Annotated in this window: 20 protein-coding genes; 13 read left to right on the top strand and 7 right to left on the bottom strand. The window is 62.5% G+C overall.

The window, feature by feature from the left end:
• Positions 1–6: 6 nt before the first annotated feature.
• From Q1V51_RS04230 to Q1V51_RS04195, 8 genes are all read left to right on the top strand, one after another.
• Complete coding sequence (locus Q1V51_RS04230; RefSeq protein ID WP_300553298.1) at positions 7–594, top strand: NAD(P)H-dependent oxidoreductase; 588 nt, start codon at positions 7–9, stop codon at positions 592–594.
• 58 nt (positions 595–652) lie between these two features.
• On the top strand, positions 653–1,285 hold the full coding sequence (locus Q1V51_RS04225) for a heme-binding protein (RefSeq protein WP_300553296.1): 633 nt from the start codon (positions 653–655) through the stop codon (positions 1,283–1,285).
• 197 nt (positions 1,286–1,482) lie between these two features.
• The gene (locus Q1V51_RS04220) at positions 1,483–1,803 is read left to right on the top strand and encodes a hypothetical protein (protein WP_300553293.1); all 321 of its coding nucleotides are present in this window, start codon (positions 1,483–1,485) and stop codon (positions 1,801–1,803) included.
• A gap of 119 nt (positions 1,804–1,922) precedes the next feature.
• The gene (locus Q1V51_RS04215) at positions 1,923–2,315 is read left to right on the top strand and encodes a hypothetical protein (protein ID WP_300553289.1); all 393 of its coding nucleotides are present in this window, start codon (positions 1,923–1,925) and stop codon (positions 2,313–2,315) included.
• A gap of 194 nt (positions 2,316–2,509) precedes the next feature.
• Entirely contained in the window at positions 2,510–3,304 is a 795-nt protein-coding gene (locus tag Q1V51_RS04210) for an enoyl-CoA hydratase-related protein (RefSeq protein WP_300553286.1), read from the top strand.
• Between the two features lie 94 nt (positions 3,305–3,398).
• Entirely contained in the window at positions 3,399–4,157 is a 759-nt protein-coding gene (locus Q1V51_RS04205; RefSeq protein WP_300553284.1) for a DUF817 domain-containing protein, read from the top strand.
• 89 nt (positions 4,158–4,246) lie between these two features.
• On the top strand, positions 4,247–6,241 hold the full coding sequence (locus Q1V51_RS04200; RefSeq protein ID WP_300553282.1) for an acetyl/propionyl/methylcrotonyl-CoA carboxylase subunit alpha: 1,995 nt from the start codon (positions 4,247–4,249) through the stop codon (positions 6,239–6,241).
• Positions 6,242–6,309: 68 nt separating this feature from the next.
• Positions 6,310–7,263 carry a hypothetical protein gene (locus tag Q1V51_RS04195; RefSeq protein WP_300553279.1) on the top strand — a complete coding sequence of 318 codons (954 nt, stop codon included), beginning with the start codon at positions 6,310–6,312 and terminating at the stop codon, positions 7,261–7,263.
• Here Q1V51_RS04195 and Q1V51_RS04190 read toward each other — a convergent pair.
• Entirely contained in the window at positions 7,260–7,688 is a 429-nt protein-coding gene (locus tag Q1V51_RS04190; protein WP_300553276.1) for a hypothetical protein, read from the bottom strand. The two genes, Q1V51_RS04195 and Q1V51_RS04190, sit on opposite strands and share 4 nt — an antisense overlap.
• Positions 7,689–7,850: 162 nt before the next feature.
• Here Q1V51_RS04190 and Q1V51_RS04185 point away from each other — a divergent pair, with 162 nt between their 5' ends.
• Positions 7,851–8,288: a DUF1489 domain-containing protein gene (locus tag Q1V51_RS04185; RefSeq protein ID WP_366522699.1), complete on the top strand. Its 438-nt coding sequence runs from the start codon at positions 7,851–7,853 to the stop codon at positions 8,286–8,288.
• Between the two features lies 1 nt (position 8,289).
• Here the strand turns inward: Q1V51_RS04185 and Q1V51_RS04180 are convergent, their stop codons facing one another.
• On the bottom strand, positions 8,290–9,054 hold the full coding sequence (locus tag Q1V51_RS04180) for a glutaminyl-peptide cyclotransferase (protein WP_300553272.1): 765 nt from the start codon (positions 9,052–9,054) through the stop codon (positions 8,290–8,292).
• 35 nt (positions 9,055–9,089) lie between these two features.
• On the bottom strand, positions 9,090–9,971 hold the full coding sequence (panC, locus tag Q1V51_RS04175; RefSeq protein WP_300553270.1) for a pantoate--beta-alanine ligase: 882 nt from the start codon (positions 9,969–9,971) through the stop codon (positions 9,090–9,092).
• Between the two features lie 95 nt (positions 9,972–10,066).
• Between panC and Q1V51_RS04170 the strand changes: the two genes are divergently transcribed.
• From Q1V51_RS04170 to Q1V51_RS04155, 4 genes are all read left to right on the top strand, one after another.
• The gene (locus Q1V51_RS04170) at positions 10,067–10,660 is read left to right on the top strand and encodes an SPOR domain-containing protein (protein WP_300553267.1); all 594 of its coding nucleotides are present in this window, start codon (positions 10,067–10,069) and stop codon (positions 10,658–10,660) included.
• A 59-nt stretch (positions 10,661–10,719) separates the two neighbouring features.
• The gene (locus Q1V51_RS04165) at positions 10,720–11,607 is read left to right on the top strand and encodes a division plane positioning ATPase MipZ (protein ID WP_300553265.1); all 888 of its coding nucleotides are present in this window, start codon (positions 10,720–10,722) and stop codon (positions 11,605–11,607) included.
• 8 nt (positions 11,608–11,615) lie between these two features.
• Positions 11,616–12,086: a J domain-containing protein gene (locus Q1V51_RS04160; protein WP_300553263.1), complete on the top strand. Its 471-nt coding sequence runs from the start codon at positions 11,616–11,618 to the stop codon at positions 12,084–12,086.
• A 61-nt stretch (positions 12,087–12,147) separates the two neighbouring features.
• A complete protein-coding gene (locus Q1V51_RS04155) occupies positions 12,148–12,408 on the top strand; it encodes a hypothetical protein (protein ID WP_300553260.1) in 261 nt (86 codons plus the stop codon).
• On the opposite strand, the gene dprA is transcribed toward Q1V51_RS04155, so the two are convergent.
• From dprA to Q1V51_RS04135, 4 genes are read right to left on the bottom strand one after another with little or no spacing between them, the layout of a single operon-like run.
• Complete coding sequence (gene dprA, locus Q1V51_RS04150) at positions 12,396–13,535, bottom strand: DNA-processing protein DprA (protein WP_300553258.1); 1,140 nt, start codon at positions 13,533–13,535, stop codon at positions 12,396–12,398. The genes Q1V51_RS04155 and dprA overlap by 13 nt on opposite strands.
• Positions 13,532–14,167: a glycerol-3-phosphate 1-O-acyltransferase PlsY gene (plsY, locus tag Q1V51_RS04145; RefSeq protein WP_300553255.1), complete on the bottom strand. Its 636-nt coding sequence runs from the start codon at positions 14,165–14,167 to the stop codon at positions 13,532–13,534. The genes dprA and plsY overlap by 4 nt, the downstream gene beginning before the upstream one ends.
• 4 nt (positions 14,168–14,171) lie before the next feature.
• The gene (locus Q1V51_RS04140; RefSeq protein WP_300553252.1) at positions 14,172–15,452 is read right to left on the bottom strand and encodes a dihydroorotase; all 1,281 of its coding nucleotides are present in this window, start codon (positions 15,450–15,452) and stop codon (positions 14,172–14,174) included.
• A complete protein-coding gene (locus Q1V51_RS04135; protein ID WP_366522700.1) occupies positions 15,449–16,330 on the bottom strand; it encodes an aspartate carbamoyltransferase catalytic subunit in 882 nt (293 codons plus the stop codon). Before Q1V51_RS04135 ends, Q1V51_RS04140 begins: the two co-directional genes overlap by 4 nt.
• Positions 16,331–16,460 lie beyond the last annotated feature (130 nt).

Genomic DNA, 16,460 nt, shown 5'->3' with positions numbered 1-16,460 from the left:
TTTGCGATGTCAAAGTCGATCTGCATTCTCAACGGGCATCCGGAAAACGGTGGCAAGCATTTCTGTGATGCCTTGTCCGACGCCTATGCGCGAGGTGCGCAATGGGAAGGCCACAGTGTCAGCCGGATCAATATCGGCCCCATGGATCTCGGTTTCCTGCGCACACCGGAGGAGTTTGATCGCGACCCGGCCGAGCCGGTCCTGAGTGAACGCAAGAAAATCGCCGCCGCCGATCATCTGGTGATGATCTATCCGCTCTGGCTGGGCGCCTTGCCGGCCAAGCTCAAGGCCTTCCTTGAAGCGGCGGCGGCGGGCGGGTTTTTTCTGGGCGAGATGGATGATCCCAACACGTTTCCGGTTGGCCGGATGAAAGGCAAGTCGGCCCGCCTGATCGTGACCATGGGCATGCCCGGCCTGGCCTATCGCTTCCTGTTCGGGGCGCATTCGCTCAAGGCGACGGAGCAGGGCATCATGAAGATCGCGGGTTTTAACCCGGTACGCCATACCATTATCGGCATGGTCGAAGGGCTGGGTGACAAGGGCCGGGCCCGCGTGCTGAAGCGCGTGGAAAAACTTGGCGAACGCGCACTCTAGCCTGATCCGTTCCAGGCCTGGCGGCGTACTCCTGTCATGATCCCAAGGAGCCCTGCCGATGATTCGCATAATTGCTGCTGTCCTTCTTCTGGTCTTCGGCGGTCCGACGGCCATGGCGGCTGACGAACCGCCGCACCGCATTCTGGGCCGGGACGGCAATATCGAGCTGCGGCTCTACGCCCCGATGATCCTGGCCGAGGTCGAAGTGACCGGTTCCATGCGGACCGCTGGCAATCGCGGTTTTCGACCTCTGGGCAATTACATATTCGGCGGCAATACAGCCCGCTCCGGCGACGGATCCAACGCCATCGCCATGACGACACCGGTCATGCAGCAGCGCTCGCAGGAAATCGCCATGACCACCCCTGTCATACAGCAGGCGACCAGCGATGAAAGCTGGCGGGTGGCTTTTGTGATGCCGCCGGAATGGACCATGGACACTTTGCCGATCCCGGACGATGCCCGCGTCGAGCTGGTTGAGCAGCCGGAACGCCTGGTCGCCGCCATCCGTTTTTCCGGCGGGGCCAATGAGGCGCGTTTCATGGCCAAGACCGAGGAGTTGCGCGACTACCTCACAGCCCAGGGATTCGAAATCGTCTCGACGGCGATGTATGCGCGTTATGATCCGCCCTGGGTGCCGACGCCCTTCCGTCGCAATGAGGTGATGTTTGAGGTCGCTCGCGTCGGCTAATCGCGGGTTTGCGCTCGAACAGCGCGCCCATTCGGCGTGAATCGCTCCGGTTTCTGGCGCGAATTCCTCTGCAACCGAGCCGGAACACCACCAAACCTCCCCGATTTGCGCGCCATTTCTGCCCGTGACGCAAATGTTAAAATCGGTTAATGGTTGAGTGGATCCCGGGCTGTTGTTCCGGGTAAGGGGGTAAATCCATGGAAGATGTGTTGCGTGACGCTCTCGATTTCGCTCGGGCGGGGTTCGATGAGGTCAATGCGGTCCAGGGGCTGGTGGTCGCCGTCGTCGCGGCTTTGGCTATGTCCAATTGGGGACGACTTTTTTTCGTCGCCGTGAGTGCCGTCGTCGCGCATGTCGCGCTCGATGTGCTGTCTCCGGTGTTTGCCGAAGTGGGCCCGCTGCGCCTTCCGGAAGTGCTTGAACCGTACTTCTGGCGCTATCTGGGGCTGCTTTTTGTCGGCTATCTGATCGCCGTGGGAATTCTCTTCGCCGTCAAGCGGGTAGTGATCAAAGGTTAAGAAAATTCGCCTGAGAGGAGAACTCGCTTTTCAACGCTGGATTTTCGAAGAAAGTTTTCATTAACGGTGTGTCTTGGGGTAAGGTGCACTGAGTTGTTATCTGCGGGAGGGGACCGCGAATGGAAATTCTGGATCAGATCATGGGCTACATCAACATGGCCCTCGAGTTCTTTATGCCGGGCCTGCTTGTGCACGCGGGTGACGGTGCGGCTGTCAATTGGATGCAGTTGGGCATTCAGCTGGGTGTAATCGCCCTGGTGCTGGCCCTGCTGATGCGCGAGTTTGGCGCCATCCTTATCTTCACCGTGGTCGGTGTTATCATCCACGTCATTGTCGACGTGGTCATGCCGATGGTGCGCGGTGGCGGTGCTGACGGTTTCGACGCTGCTGCTTTCGGCCAGCAATTCCTGGAGCAGGATTATCTCCTCTATCTCGGCGCACTGGCGGTTGGCTATTTCCTGGCCATCATCGTGCTGTCGATCGTCAAGGGCATCTTCTTCCGCGGCGACTAAGCCCGGGCGACTTGCTCTGACACAATTACCGAGACTGTCGGGGGCTGCGAGCGGATGTTCGCAGCCCTTTTCTTATTCACCCGGCGCAGGACCGCTCCGGGCATAAGCCGCGGCAACGCGCCTCTTGGCGACGGGGCGGGGGCAAGCTAAGCCTGTACTACCGTTCACGCTTCGCTTGAGAAGGGCCTCCCGCCATGTCCGATGATTCCGTACTCCTCGACGTGTCCCGCGCCGGTGTCGCCGTCGTCACTTTGAACCGCCCTGAAAAGCACAATGCGTTCAATGCCGACACGATCGCGCGCCTGTCGGATATTTTCGAGACCCTGCGCGGCAATCTCGATGAAGTCCGTGTCGTTTTCCTGCGCGGCAATGGTCCCAGCTTTTCCGCCGGTGCCGATCTGGAATGGATGAAGGCGGCCGCCCACTACACCGAAGACAATAATTTCGAGGATGCCTTCAACCTCGCCACCATGCTCAAGCGGCTCTACGACCTGCCGCAAATGACGGTGGCGCTGGTTCATGGTGCGGCCATGGGCGGCGGGGCTGGTCTGTTGGCGGCCTGCGATGTCGGTGTCGTCATGAAGGACACCAAGATCTCCTTCTCCGAGGTCAAGCTGGGCCTCACCCCGGCGACGATCTCTCCTTTCGTGGTGCGCGCCATCGGTCCGAAATGGGCCCGGGCCCTTTTTGCCACGGGTGAACGTTTCGATGGCGAGTTCGCGGTGAAGATCGGCCTGGCCCAGTATGATGTGGCCAGCCTAGACGAGATGCAGGAGCTGGAGGAATACCTGGCCAAGCTCGCCTTTGCCGGTGCGCCGGGCGCCATTCACGATGCCAAGGTCCTGGTCGATGATGTCTTCGGCCAGGAAATCGATCACAAGCTCATGACCCACACCGCCCGTGGCATTGCGCGCCGTCGCTCGTCGGACGAGGGCCGGGAAGGGCTGACAGCGTTCCTGGAACGCCGCAAGCCAGACTGGGCGGAGTAGGCCTCTGCTGAACGGTTTCGATCCCAAGACCGTCCTTCACGACCGCCGTGAAGCCTTGCGCGCCGCCTTTGTCCGCGGTCCCTGGACCCAGGGCGTGTTTGAGTTCTTGGCCTTCGGGATCAAGCAGGCCTGGGCCTGTCTGTTCGGCGGGTTGATGCTGGCCCTGCTGTTGCTGACCTATCTTTTCTACCCGGCCGATTTCGTGCTGGCGCGCTATGACTTCCTTACCCTGGCCGCCCTGGCCATCCAGATCACACTGATTGCGACCCGGCTGGAAAGCTGGGAAGAGGCCAAGGTGATCGCCGTGTTTCATGTGGTCGGCACGGTGATGGAGATTTTCAAGACGCAGGTCGGCAGTTGGGTCTATCCCGAGGCCAGCGTGTTGCAGATTGCTGGCGTGCCGCTGTTTTCCGGATTCATGTACGCCGCCGTCGGCTCCTATCTGGCTCGGGTCTGGCGCATTTTCGACTTCCGCTTCGTCGACTTTCCACCGCTCTGGCTACAGGGGGGGCTGGCGGCCGCGATCTATGTCAACTTCTTCGCCCATCATTATCTGGCCGATATCCGGCTTGCGCTGTTTGCCGCCACGGTCGCGATTTACGGGCGCTGCCTGGTCTGGTTCCGGCCGGACGAGGCGCACCGGCCGATGCCCCTGGTCATCGGTTTCGTCCTGGTGGCCCTGTTTATCTGGTTCGCCGAGAATATCGGCACATTCGCCCGGGCCTGGACCTATCCGGGCCAGGAGGCGGGCTGGCACATGGTGTCCCTGGCCAAGCTGGGCTCCTGGTACCTTTTGATGATTATCAGCTTCGTCCTCGTCGCGGCCGTCCAATACCGGCGCGAGAAAAACTGAACCTGCGCCGGGCCCGGCCGGGGACATTCCCTCACGGCCCGGAGTGTGCGATACGGGCGCCAACCACTCCAACGGATTGCAAGACCGACATGATCAAGACGCTTCTGATCGCCAATCGGGGCGAGATTGCCCGCCGTGTTATCCGCACCGCCCATCGCATGGGGATCCGCTGTATCGCGGTGTATTCCGATGCTGATGCCGATGCGCTGCATGTGCGCGAAGCTGATGATGCCGTCCATCTCGGACCGGCACCGGCAGCAGAGAGTTATCTGTTAGCTGACAAGATCATTGAAGCGGCCAAGGCCACCGGCGCGGATGCGATCCATCCGGGTTATGGCTTTCTGTCGGAAAATGCCGAGTTCGCCGAGGCCTGCGCGGCCAATGACATCATTTTCGTCGGCCCGCCGGCGCAGGCCATCCGGGCCATGGGGCTGAAGGACCAGGCCAAGACGCTGATGGAAGACGCCGGCGTTCCGGTGACGCCGGGCTATCATGGCGAGAATCAGGACCCGGCTGTGCTCAAACAGGCGGCCGACACGATCGGTTATCCGCTCCTGATCAAGGCGGTCGCCGGGGGTGGCGGCAAGGGCATGCGCAAGGTCGAAGCGGCAGAGGGGTTCGCTGATGCTCTGGAGAGCTGTCAGCGCGAGGCGGCCAAGAGCTTTGGCGATGACCGCGTCCTGATCGAAAAATTCATCACCAGCCCGCGCCATATCGAGGTTCAGGTCTTTGGCGACAGCCATGGGCGTGTCGTACACATGTATGAGCGCGATTGCTCGTTGCAGCGCCGGCATCAAAAAGTCATCGAGGAGGCTCCGGCACCCGGCATGACGCCTGATGTCCGGGCGGCCATGTGTTCCGCGGCGATCAATGCGGCCAAGGCGGTCAACTATACCGGTGCCGGCACGGTCGAGTTTATTGTCGACGGCTCCGGTGAGCTGCGCGAGGACGGCTTCTACTTCATGGAGATGAATACCCGTCTCCAGGTGGAACATCCGGTCACCGAAATGATCACCGGTCTGGATCTCGTCGAGCTGCAGCTGCACGTCGCGGCCGGCGGCTCCGTACCGCTGCAGGACCAGATCTCGATCCGTGGGCATGCCATGGAAGCGCGGCTGTATGCCGAGGACCCGGACGCCGGTTTCCTGCCATCCACCGGACCGCTCGACATCCTCCGCCTGCCGGAAGAAGACGCGCACACCCGGATTGATACAGGTGTTGCCGAAGGCGGCGAGGTGTCGCTTTTCTATGATCCGATGATCGCCAAGATCATCACCTTCGACGCGGATCGCGAGGGCGCGGCCTATATGATGGCTTATGCCCTGGATGAAGTGGGCGTCTACCCGGTCAAGACCAATGCCGGATTCATGCGTCGCGCGGTACTGGACGAGGATTTCCTCGCCGGCCGGGTCAATACCGGATTCATCGAGCAGCGCCTGGAAACCCTGGTTCCGGCGGGGCTCGATCTCAAGGGCCTGGGCTTTGCCGCTCTGGCCAGCATGATCGAGGCAGGCGAGGGCGATGATGTCGACCCCTTTGCCATCGCCGATGGCTGGCGCCTGAATGCGGCGCCGCGCTTGCGCAACCGTTTTGTCGTCGGCGAGGAGACGGTCGAGGTCGGTCTGCGCCTGGACGGTTCGGATATGCGGGTGTCTGCCGCGGACGCGGAGCTGCGCATCAACAGTGTTGAGGGCGATTTCGACGCGGCCCTGTATCATTTTGATGCCGAAGCCGAAGATGGCCCGCTGAGCGCCGATGTGCTGCGCATGGACGCCGGTTTCCTGGTGTCCTGCCGCGGCGACACCCGTCTCTACGCCTTCCCGCACCCCGAAGCGGATGCCGACGCGGCAGAGGCGGGCGGCGTCATCAAGGCGCCGATGCCGGGCAAGGTCCTGGCCGTCAATGTCAAAGCGGGCGCCACGGTCGCCAAGGGCGATGCCCTGGTTGTGCTGGAGGCGATGAAGATGGAACACGCCCTGACGGCACCGCGCGATGGCGTGATCGGTGAACTGGGAGCCGTCGCCGGCGCTCAGGTGGCCGAGGGTGATGTGCTGGTGATGCTGGCCGACGAGGCCGAGGACTAGCTTCCCGCCTCAGGGGAAAACGGCACGCGTCTTGCTCCGTGGACCGCGAACCATGCGGAGACGGATCAATGCGCGACACTTATATGGAACAGTTCTCCTCGACCTGGACCGAAACGGCACTGCAGGACTTCCGCAGCCGTCCGGTGGTCGTCCGGCACAACTACCATGAGCACCAGGCCTTTTCGGATATGGCTCTGGCGGCACTGATCGAGCGGCATCCGCGCGAACTGACCGATATCTGCACGATGGGGGATGATGCCACCGCCCGTGATAGCTGGCGTGCCGGCGAGGCGGGTGACTTGTCCGGGCTGGAACTGATCGATGCGGTACGCAATGGCAAGCTGTGGATCAATCTGCGTCACGCCATGGACCAGGACGAGCAATACCGCCCGATCTTCGAGGCGATGATGCGTGACATGCGCGCTGCTGATCCGAGCTTCCGGCCGCTGACCGCCGAGGCGGGCATCCTGATTTCCTCACCGTCGGCCCAGGTCTTCCTGCACTCCGACGTCTCCGAGACCATGCTCTGGCATATGCGCGGTGTGAAGCGCTTCCGCACCTATCCGGTGGAAGAGCCTTATCTGAAGTCTCAATACATGGAAGCCATCCTGCACCATGAGCAGACCGAGGATATTCCCTTCCAGACCGAGTGGGACGAGGCGGCCTTCACGGTCGATCTGCACCCGGGCATGGCCGCCAACTGGCCGTTGCACGGTCCGCACCGGATCGAGAACCAGTCCGGCGTGAATGTGTCCGTGCCGTTCGAAATTTCCACGCCGCAATCGCGCCGCCGCAATGCCATCCACTTCGCCAATGGCTTGATGCGTCGTCAGTTCGGCATGAACCCCACTTCGCTGGCCGAGACGGGTCTTGGCGCCGAAGCCAAGCTCTGGCTGACCCGTATGTGGAAGCTGAAGCAGAAGGTGCTGCCTGCGAAGGTCAAGCCGATGCCGAAATCGGAGCGCACGTTCGAGGTCGATCCGGCGGCGCAGGACGGTTTCGTGGACCGCGAGGCGGCCTAGGCCGGCTGGGGTTTGGGTCGGAAGTCCCAGGCCAGGAGAATGCCAGCCGGCACTTCGATCATGAAGATGAAGAAGCCGATCTCGCCGTGATAATACGGGTTGGTGGTATTGGACACCCAAACCGCGGCGTGCCCGACAACGGCCAGTGTGTAGGTCAGAAACACCCAGGCCGAGCGTTTCACCAACAGCACCAGGCTTAAAATCGTCAGCCCCAGAAGGACATAGACGCCGCCCAGCGTGAAGGGCGAGGCGTTGCGCACCATGTTCGCGCCATCCATCCCCATCAGGTTTTCTGGCCACAGGCCCGAAACCAATACGGGTATGGCAACACCGACATAAAGCAGGATGAAAGCCTGCGGCCCGAAGAACAGGGCGACGGCCCTTGTCGTGCGGCTGAATGGCGATATGGCGCTGCGGTCGAACACGAATGCGACCCCCGTTCCGAAAGGACCGGCACTAGGCGCCGAGTGTGAGCTGATTTAACAGTATTTTTATATAGATGCGGCCCCTAGGTGGTGGGGCGGCTTGCCGCTCTATCGCGTGCGCACCGCTTTGACCCGGACGCTGAGTCGGACTAACTCAGAGCCATGGTCATGAATCTCGTCAAACTCTGCGTTGGTATCAGCTCAATCGAGCAGCTCGAAGCCTGGCGTGAAAAGGAATGCGCCCGTCGCCGTGCCGCTGGCGAACCGGAGTTGATTGTCCATGTCACAAGGATGATGCCGGCCAAGAAGGACGAGGTTGAGAATGGCGGATCGCTCTACTGGGTGATCAATGGCTCGATCCAGTGCCGCTCCGAGATCGTCGCGCTGGAACAGGTCCAGGGTGATGACGGGATCAAGCGCTGCGCCATCATCATGTCGCCGGAATTGATCCGGACCTCGCCATCGCCCAAGCGCCCCTTCCAGGGCTGGCGCTATCTCAAACCCGAGGATGCACCGCGCGATCTCGGCGGGGCGGCAGCGGGTGGTGATGACTTGCCGGCAGATCTGCGTGCCAAGCTGATGGAAATCGGCGCCTGGTAGACTATTCGCTGCTGTCGGGCAGAGCGATTTCATACAGCACAGGCCAGCGTTTTCCCGTCAGGAAAGTGCGTCCGGTTTCCGGATCATGGGCGATGCCGTTGAGCACATTATCGCGCGGATTGCCGATATTGGCCGGGATGTGGTCGCGCATATTGATGACGCCCGTCACCGCGCCGCTGTCTGGATCGATGCGTAGGATCTGCGGCTGCTGCCAGACATTGGCCCAGATCTCTCCATTGACCCATTCCAGCTCATTGACCCGGCGTACCGGTCGGCCATTCAGCGTCACGGTCTGCTCGCGGACCAGGCTCATATCGCTGGGATCGAGATAGCGCAGCACAGCCGAACCATCACTCATGATCAGGTGCTCGCCATTATGCGTCAGGCCCCAGCCTTCACCGGGATAGGTGAAGGTGTCGACCAGCTCGAGTGTCTCGGCATTATAGATGTAGCCGGTCTGGGCCATCCAGGTGAGGACAAAGATCTCATCGCCCAGGCGCGTGCTGCCCTCGCCGAACACGTCATCCGGCAAGTCGCGCTGATCGAGTACGGCGCCGCTCTCGAGATCGACCCGGCGCAGGTTTGATTCACCGAATTGACCGGTCGACTCAAACAATTGACCATCGGAGATGAAGAGGCCCTGGGTGAAGGCGCCCGTATCATGCGGATAGGTCGCGACAATCTCCGGGCGGACGATATCGATCTGGGCCTGAGCTGGCAGTGCGCAGGCCAAGGGCAGCACCAGCAAAGTCAACCAACGCACCATCAACTCGTCTCCCCGGGATAAATTCTGTGGTCAGTCTAGCTCGGATTGGGGCCCTTGAAAGGCAGGGCAGCAATATTGTCGATCAACCGCGTCTCGCCTAGTCGCACAGCGGCGAGAATGCGGCCGGTTTGCTGTAATTGCCCCGGCTTCAGCTCCGCCAGGCTGGCCGCATCGCGAACCGTCAGATAGTCGACGCCATCAAAAGCCGCCTCGGCAGCGCTGCGGGCTTCGCTGATCGTGGTCTCAAGATCGCCGCCTGCGCTCAGCGCTTCGGCCAGAGCCTTGAGAATTTGCGGCAGGGCGGAGGCGCGCTTGCGATCGATCTCGCTGAGATAGGCATTGCGCGAGGACAAGGCGAGCCCGTCGCGGTCGCGCGCGGTTTCCCCGGCGATGATATCGATCGGCAAATCGAGGTCGCGTACGAGCTGCCGGATCACCAGCAATTGCTGATAATCCTTTTCACCGAACACGGCGATGTCGGGGCGGACCTGGTTGAAGAGTTTTGCCACAACAGTGGCGACGCCGGAGAAGAAATGCGGGCGGATATCGCTCTCCAGGCCTTCAGCCGGACCGGCCATGGCAATCGATGTCGAAAAGCCGTCCGGATACATGACGTCGCGCTCGGGCAGGTAGATCAGATCGCATTGCGCATTGGCCAGCTTTTCCGCATCGGCCAGGGTTTCGCGCGGATAGGTATCGAAATCTTCGCCCTCGGCGAACTGGGCCGGATTGACGAAAATACTGGCGACAACCCGATCGCTCTGGGCCTTGGCCAGGCGCACAAGCGAGAGGTGGCCATCATGCAAGGAGCCCATGGTGGGCACGAAACCGACCGTCAGCCCGTCCTCGCGCCAGGATTTAATGCGCGCGCGCAGCGCCGAAACAGTCGTGGCATGGGGTATTTGTAGATTGAGCATCTGGGGATCCGAAACAGCCGGGGCAGGCAAGATATCGGCTTACTCATAAGCGATGAGGGAGGCAAGCGGCACGACTCGCGCTAACAGCTATTGCCATGACACGCACTGGATTTACTCTGCTTCTTCTCCCGCTTGCGGGCTGCGCCACCCTGTCTTCGGCCGAAACCGAGCCGGTTGATGTGGCGATTGCACCGACGGCCAATGCCCGGCTCGCTGACGCCACCGCGCGCGAACTGGCGCATCTGGCCCGCTTTGATCCGCAGCAGATCGAAGAGGTCGGACCGGAACTCATGGCCCTGGCCGCGGCGCTGACGGCGCGTGGTGACGGGCCCGACCCGGCCGCTATGCCCGCCGCCGCCGAACCCGCAGCACCGCCTGCGGATATGGTTGACGCGCCGAGTCTGCAGCATGGTGTGCACATCGCTTCCTATCGTCTCGCCCACAATGCCGTGGCGGGCTGGCAGACGCTGCAGGCGCAGTATCCGGTCCTGGCGGAACTGCAGGCGCGTGTTGAGGCGCGCGAGATCGAGGGACGCGGGACATTTCTGCGTTTGAAGGCCGGGCCTTTCGATAATGCCGGCGACGCCCGACAGCTTTGTGCAGACATCGAAGCCGGCGGCGGCTATTGTCTGGCTGGCGATTTTACCGGGCAGGGGCTTGATCGTGTCGCTGGCGAGGCGCACGAATAACAGCCAATTATGCGTCCTCAGGCTATTGAAGCGGGCGCGTGCGAGATAATGTTCGGGACATGACCACCCACTCTGCATTCAAGCTTCCTTCACAACCCATCGGACGTGCGCGCGCCGGCACCAAGGCCGCCCATGTCATCGTCGTTGGCAATGAGAAGGGCGGGGCGGGAAAATCGACCGTCGCCATGCACCTGGCCGTAGCCCTGTTACGCATGGGCAAGACCGTCGGAGCGCTGGACCTCGATCTGCGCCAGCGAACATTCGGACGATATCTGTCCAACCGCCGCGACTGGTCCGACCGTCATGGTATCGAGCTGCCGCAACCGGCTGAAGTCCGGTTGGCGCCGAGTGCGCAGCGCGATCTGGACCTGGCCGAGATGGAAGAGACCGAGCGTTTCTCCGCTTTGCTGACCGATCTGAAGCAGCATTACGACTTTATCGTCATCGACTCGCCCGGTGCCGATACCCACTATTCGCGGCTCGCTCATGCGTCCGCCGACACCATCATCACCCCGGTCAATGACAGTTTCGTCGATTTTGACCTGCTCGCGGAGATCGACCCCGAGAGTTATGAGGTCGGAAAGCCGAGTATTTACAGCGAAATGGTCTGGGAATGCCGCAAGCGCAAAGCCTCGCTGGAGAAGCGTTCGATTGACTGGATCGTGATGCGAAACCGCATGTCCATGCTCGATGCGCGCAACAAGCGGCGGGTCGGGGAAGGGCTCAAACGCCTGTCCCAGCGTATCGGTTTCCGTCTGGCCCCGGGCTTTGCCGAGCGCGTGGTCTATCGTGAACTATTCCCGCTCGGCCTCACCCTGCTGGACCTGACCGAGGATGGCTCGACCATCGCTTTCACCATGAGCCATGTCGCGGCCCGCCAGGAATTGCGCGACCTGCTGATCGTGCTCAAATTGCCCGAACTTGAGGGCGCGACGATCCCGTTCTGATCATGAACATGCTTTTCAGCCTTTTCGCCGGCATGGCCCTGCTTGCTGCAGGATGGTGGTTCGCCCGCCAGAAAACCTCTGATGCGGTACGGGCGACACGGTGGGTCTTGATGGCTGGGGCCCTGATCGCCGGCGTGGTGCTCTCCCTTCGTGGCGTCCCCGCGCTGGGTATTCCCATTGGTCTGTTCGGCCTCGCGATGATGCGCGACATTGTGCGCCCGGCGTCTCGCGGGGGGGCTGGGCCGGGACCGCAGGGTGAGAGGAGTTCGGCCCGGAACGCAGGCCCGGTCATGACGCTCGCGCAGGCGCGCGAGGTCCTCGGCATCAGTGCCGGGGCGGACGAGAGTGAAATCCAGGCGGCTTACCGCGGCCTGATGAAGAAGCTGCATCCCGATACCGGGGAGGGCTCGGCCGAGCTGACACGTCAGGTGCAGACGGCCCGTGATCTCCTGCTCGAGCAACTCAGGAACAAATCCTGAAACGGGCGGGGATTGCTCTGCACACCAATAGGTAGTATTTTTCGGTGTGGGAGAGATCGAGATGAACCTTCGCCTACCCTTTACCAGCCGTTTTCGGCCCGTCCGGCCAAAGCCCGGCCATGACCTGTTCGGACAACCGCTTGATCCTGCGGTCCACGCCGAAGGTGACATGCTGGCGCTTGCGGAGCAGTTGCGCGCCTTGAGCGAAGAGGCCTATCACGCTGGGCTGGATCGCTGCTGTAGCCTGATTGAGGTCACGGCATTGATGGTGGAGCTTGAGGCGGGCGTCGGTGTCGTTGAAGGTGAGGCTCAGACACGCTGAACCCGGCCGCCGGGCAATTGCACGACCTCTCCCGCCGATTCGAGCTCCAGGATTTCCGCCTGTATCTGCCCGGCCGGTCTGCCGGCCTGACGGGCCAGTTCATCGACGAAGACCGGCACTGGTGAAATCAGATCCATCAGCGAGGAGCACTCGGGTTTCGCATTATCGGTTCCGCCAGCTGTTTCGACAGGCCGCGCCCTGGTGTCCGGATGGGCGAAGCTGTCGAAATCGAGTTCCTGATCGCGAACCGTATCGGGTGGAGAGGGCAAGCGTACCTGGCTCAGGATGTGGGAGACATCTTCGGCGCTTTCCACCAGGTGTGCGCCCTCGCGCAGCAAATGGTTGGTGCCCTTGGCTCTCGGATCCAGCGGCGAACCGGGTACAGCCATCACCTCGCGCCCCTGTTCGCCGGCCAATCGAGCGGTGATCAGGGAGCCTGATTTCATCGCCGCTTCCACCACCAGTATTCCCAGGGAGAGGCCCGAGATGATGCGGTTGCGACGCGGAAAATCCCGCGCGGTTGGTCGTGTCCCGAGGGCTGTTTCCGACAGGATCAGGCCGGTCTCGGCAATCGCCTGATGAAGGCCCGCGTGTTCGGGCGGATAGATGTGATCCACGCCGCCAGCGACAACCGCGATTGTCCCGGTGTCCAGCGCGCCCCGGTGGGCCGCGCCGTCAATGCCGCGCGCAAGGCCGGACACGATGGTAAAGCCCTGGGCGCTGAGGGGTGCACCGAGATCGCGAGCGAGCCGCAGACCGATGGCAGAGGCATTGCGCGAGCCGACGATGGCGCAGGCGGGGCGGTGCAGGAGTTCGATCCGGCCGAACGCGATCAATGCAGCCGGCGGATCGGCAATGAAGGTGAGGATTTCGGGATAGGAAGCCTCGCCGCAGAGAAAGAGCCGGGCATCGGCACGGTCTATCGCTGCGAGTTCGCGCTCGGCGGTGTCGCGGCGGATGATTTTGAGGTGTTTGGCGCCGGTCAGCGAAGGCAGCGCTTCAAGGGCGCTGACCGCATCGCCATAGCGTTGCAGCAGACGTCTGAAGTTGACCGGTCCGATCCCTTGGGTCCTCGCCAGTCTCAGGGCTGCGAGGCGAGCCTCGCCGGTGAAGTCCGGGCTGTTCAATCCGCCTCCGTTTCTGCCCCGTCTTCCGTCTCTTGCGCCTTTTTCTTGGCATCGATGCGTGGCTCCTCGCCCTTGAGGAGGCGGCCGATATTGGCGCGGTGCAGCCAGTAGATCAGCAGCGTCAGCGTCCCGGCCATGATGGCAACATCGGTGCGGCCAAAGCCCAGCGCCGCAAACGGCGCAGCCAGGGCAGCGACCAGCGCGCCCAGGGAGGAGACCCGGAATATGGCCGCGGTCGCCAGCCAGCTGCCGATCACAACGAGCCCCACCGGCCAGTAGACCACCAGCATAGTACCGACGAAGGTGGCAACGCCTTTGCCCCCCTTGAATCCGAGCCAGACCGGGAAGCAATGACCGGCAAAGGCCAGGGCTCCGGCAACCAGCCCCGGAACCGTGCCGAAGAGCGCTCCGAATATCGCGGCGGCAATACCGGCCTTGCCGGCGTCCAGCAGCAAGGTGGCGGCAGCAAGGTCCTTGCGGCCGGTGCGCAGGACATTGGTTGCACCGATATTGCCGGACCCGATGTCGCGGATATCACCCAACCCCGCCAGGCGCGTCAGCACCAGGCCGAAGGGAATGGAACCCAGAAAATAGCCGCCCAGGGCGGACAGGGTCAGAAACAGGATATCCATGGCGTTACTCGTTATAGTTGTAAATCGATTGCCCGTCGACAAAAGTTTGTATGGCCCGGCCGATGAAACGGCGGCCGGCCCAGGAGCTGTTGCCGCGCGGGGAGTGGAAGTCATCCGGGTTGCAGACCCAGGGCTTGTCGCCATCAATCAGGACCAGGTCAGCCGGGGCATTCTCCTTGATCCGGCCCTGCGGCAGGCCGAGCAGATCAGCCGGTCCGCAGGTTACGGGGCGCAGGGCCTCCAGCAGTGTCAGCTCGTCATCATGGACCAGGGCCAGAAGCGAGCCGAGCAGGGTTTCCAGAGCCATGGTGCCGGCGATGGCCATGGCGAAAGGTTCGCCCTTGTCATCAAACGGGGTCGGCCGGTGATCGGAAACGATGGCGTCGATCTCGCCGCGCGCTACCGCGTCGATCAGCGCGCACCGGTCTTCTTCCAGCCGTAGCGGCGGCAGCATGCGCATGGCGCTGTCGAGGGCGCCTGCGTCGACTTCATTGAGACTGAGATGGGCAATGGCCGTCGTGGCCGCAACCTCGATATCGCGCTTGCGTGCAGAGCGCAGGGCCTCGAGGCCGTCGCGCGTGGACAAGCGGTCGATCATCAGCTTGCCGCCGGACAGGGCAGCAATCGAGGCGTAGCGGTCAATCGCCATGCGCTCGGCCATGGTCGGCTCTGCCGGCAGGCCCATGCGCGCCGACCAGTCGCTCTCCGTGGCCACGGCCCCATGCGACAGCTCGGCATCTTCCGGGCGCAGGGCGAGCCAGAGATCGAACTGGCTGGCATAGCTCATCACCCGGCGCAGGGTGCGGCTATCGGCGATGGTGTGATCGCCCTGGCCGACATAGACCGCACCGGCCTTGGCCATCAGACCGATCTCGGCCATGGCTTCGCCTTGCAGGCGGTGGGTTGCCGCAGCGGCGGAATGAACCCGCACGCCATGCTGGCTGAGCGACCGCACCATGCCGGCGAAACCACCCGCCACATCCAGCGGTGAGGTCTCGTTGGGCGCGAGCACGACCGTACCAAAACCGCCTGCGGCGGCTCCAGCCGCCAAGCTGGACTGGGTTTCCCCATCGGAGGTGAGGGCGGGCTCTTTGGCCGCGCGCAGGTCGATCAGGGCCGGAGCGAGAATCTTGCCGCCGGCATCGATCACCGTCTCGGCTCCGCTCAGGTCCAGGCTCTCGCCGATCTGCGCAATGCGCCCGTTCTCGATCAAAACCCCGCCGGGGCCGTCATAGCCCGATGCCGGATCCACCAGACGCGCATTGGTGATGGCGAAGCTCGTCATGCCCGGTCCTCCTTGCGCAGATTGGCACCGATCAGCTCCAGCGCGGCCATGCGCACCGCAACCCCGTTTTCAACCTGGTCCATGATCACGGAATGCTCCGGGTCATCGGCGAGCCTGGAGTGGATTTCGACACCGCGATTCATCGGGCCGGGGTGCATGACCAGAACGTCCGGCTTGGCCCGCCGGATCCGGTCATGGGACAGGCCATACAGATGGAAGAATTCGCGCTCGGACGGCACGAAGCCGCCGGACATGCGCTCTTTCTGCTGGCGCAGCGCCATCACCGCGTCACAATCGGTCATGGCTTCATCAAGGTCATGGAAGACATCCACACCCCATTGATCGACATCGGTCGGTAGCAGGGTCGGCGGGGCGCAGAGGCGGATCTCGGCGCCGAGAATATTGAGCAGGCCGATATTCGAGCGGGCGACACGGGAATGCAGGATATCGCCGACAATCAAAATGCGCTTGCCGCCAACGCCGCCCCAATGCCGGGTCAGGGTGAAAACGTCGAGCAGGCCCTGTGTGGGATGTTCATGCATGCCGTCGCCGGCATTGAGCACCGCAAGATGGGTGCGATCGGCCAGGTATTGCGGTGCTCCCGTCGCGCTGTGGCGCACCACGAGAATGTCGGGCTGCATGGCCGCGAGGTTGCGCGCCGTATCAGACAGGCTCTCACCTTTCTTGGCGGAGGAGTGGGCAATCGCGAAATTGACCACATCGGCGCCGAGCCGCTTAGCCGCCATCTCGAAACTGCCCTGGGTCCGGGTCGAGGCTTCGAAGAAGAGGTTGAGCACCGTCATGCCCTTGAGGGCATCGGATGTCTTCTGCGTGGTCTTGTTGACTGCACGCCAATGCTCGGCGCGCTCGAAGATCATCTGGATGTCAACGGGATTGAGGTCAGCCACCGAAATCAGGTGGCGGTGGGGAAAGTCGTAGGTGAAGGCCGCGCGGCTCATCATCTCTCCCGGTGTTGAAAGGCCCTGGACAAGGTTTGCGGCGGTATAG

It is taken from the genome of Maricaulis sp. (assembly GCF_030149235.1).
In the GTDB taxonomy this organism is placed as follows: Bacteria; Pseudomonadota; Alphaproteobacteria; order Caulobacterales; family Maricaulaceae; genus Maricaulis.
This window is presented reverse-complemented; position numbering and strand designations above follow the sequence as displayed.

Excerpts from the sequence above, each read along its gene's own strand:
- Q1V51_RS04180 (WP_300553272.1), bottom strand. The coding sequence starts at position 9,054 with ATGGTGCGTTGGTTGACTTTGCTGGTGCTGCCCTTGGCCTGCGCACTG.
- Q1V51_RS04200 (WP_300553282.1), top strand. The coding sequence starts at position 4,247 with ATGATCAAGACGCTTCTGATCGCCAATCGGGGCGAGATTGCCCGCCGT.
- Q1V51_RS04165 (WP_300553265.1), top strand. The coding sequence starts at position 10,720 with ATGACCACCCACTCTGCATTCAAGCTTCCTTCACAACCCATCGGACGT.
- Q1V51_RS04230 (WP_300553298.1), top strand. The coding sequence starts at position 7 with ATGTCAAAGTCGATCTGCATTCTCAACGGGCATCCGGAAAACGGTGGC.
- panC (WP_300553270.1), bottom strand. The coding sequence starts at position 9,971 with ATGCTCAATCTACAAATACCCCATGCCACGACTGTTTCGGCGCTGCGC.
- Q1V51_RS04195 (WP_300553279.1), top strand. The coding sequence starts at position 6,310 with ATGCGCGACACTTATATGGAACAGTTCTCCTCGACCTGGACCGAAACG.
- Q1V51_RS04155 (WP_300553260.1), top strand. The coding sequence starts at position 12,148 with ATGAACCTTCGCCTACCCTTTACCAGCCGTTTTCGGCCCGTCCGGCCA.
- Q1V51_RS04135 (WP_366522700.1), bottom strand. The coding sequence starts at position 16,330 with ATGATCTTCGAGCGCGCCGAGCATTGGCGTGCAGTCAACAAGACCACG.
- Q1V51_RS04210 (WP_300553286.1), top strand. The coding sequence starts at position 2,510 with ATGTCCGATGATTCCGTACTCCTCGACGTGTCCCGCGCCGGTGTCGCC.
- plsY (WP_300553255.1), bottom strand. The coding sequence starts at position 14,167 with ATGGATATCCTGTTTCTGACCCTGTCCGCCCTGGGCGGCTATTTTCTG.
- Q1V51_RS04140 (WP_300553252.1), bottom strand. The coding sequence starts at position 15,452 with ATGACGAGCTTCGCCATCACCAATGCGCGTCTGGTGGATCCGGCATCG.
- Q1V51_RS04225 (WP_300553296.1), top strand. The coding sequence starts at position 653 with ATGATTCGCATAATTGCTGCTGTCCTTCTTCTGGTCTTCGGCGGTCCG.
- Q1V51_RS04170 (WP_300553267.1), top strand. The coding sequence starts at position 10,067 with ATGACACGCACTGGATTTACTCTGCTTCTTCTCCCGCTTGCGGGCTGC.
- Q1V51_RS04220 (WP_300553293.1), top strand. The coding sequence starts at position 1,483 with ATGGAAGATGTGTTGCGTGACGCTCTCGATTTCGCTCGGGCGGGGTTC.
- Q1V51_RS04215 (WP_300553289.1), top strand. The coding sequence starts at position 1,923 with ATGGAAATTCTGGATCAGATCATGGGCTACATCAACATGGCCCTCGAG.
- Q1V51_RS04160 (WP_300553263.1), top strand. The coding sequence starts at position 11,616 with ATGCTTTTCAGCCTTTTCGCCGGCATGGCCCTGCTTGCTGCAGGATGG.
- Q1V51_RS04185 (WP_366522699.1), top strand. The coding sequence starts at position 7,851 with ATGGTCATGAATCTCGTCAAACTCTGCGTTGGTATCAGCTCAATCGAG.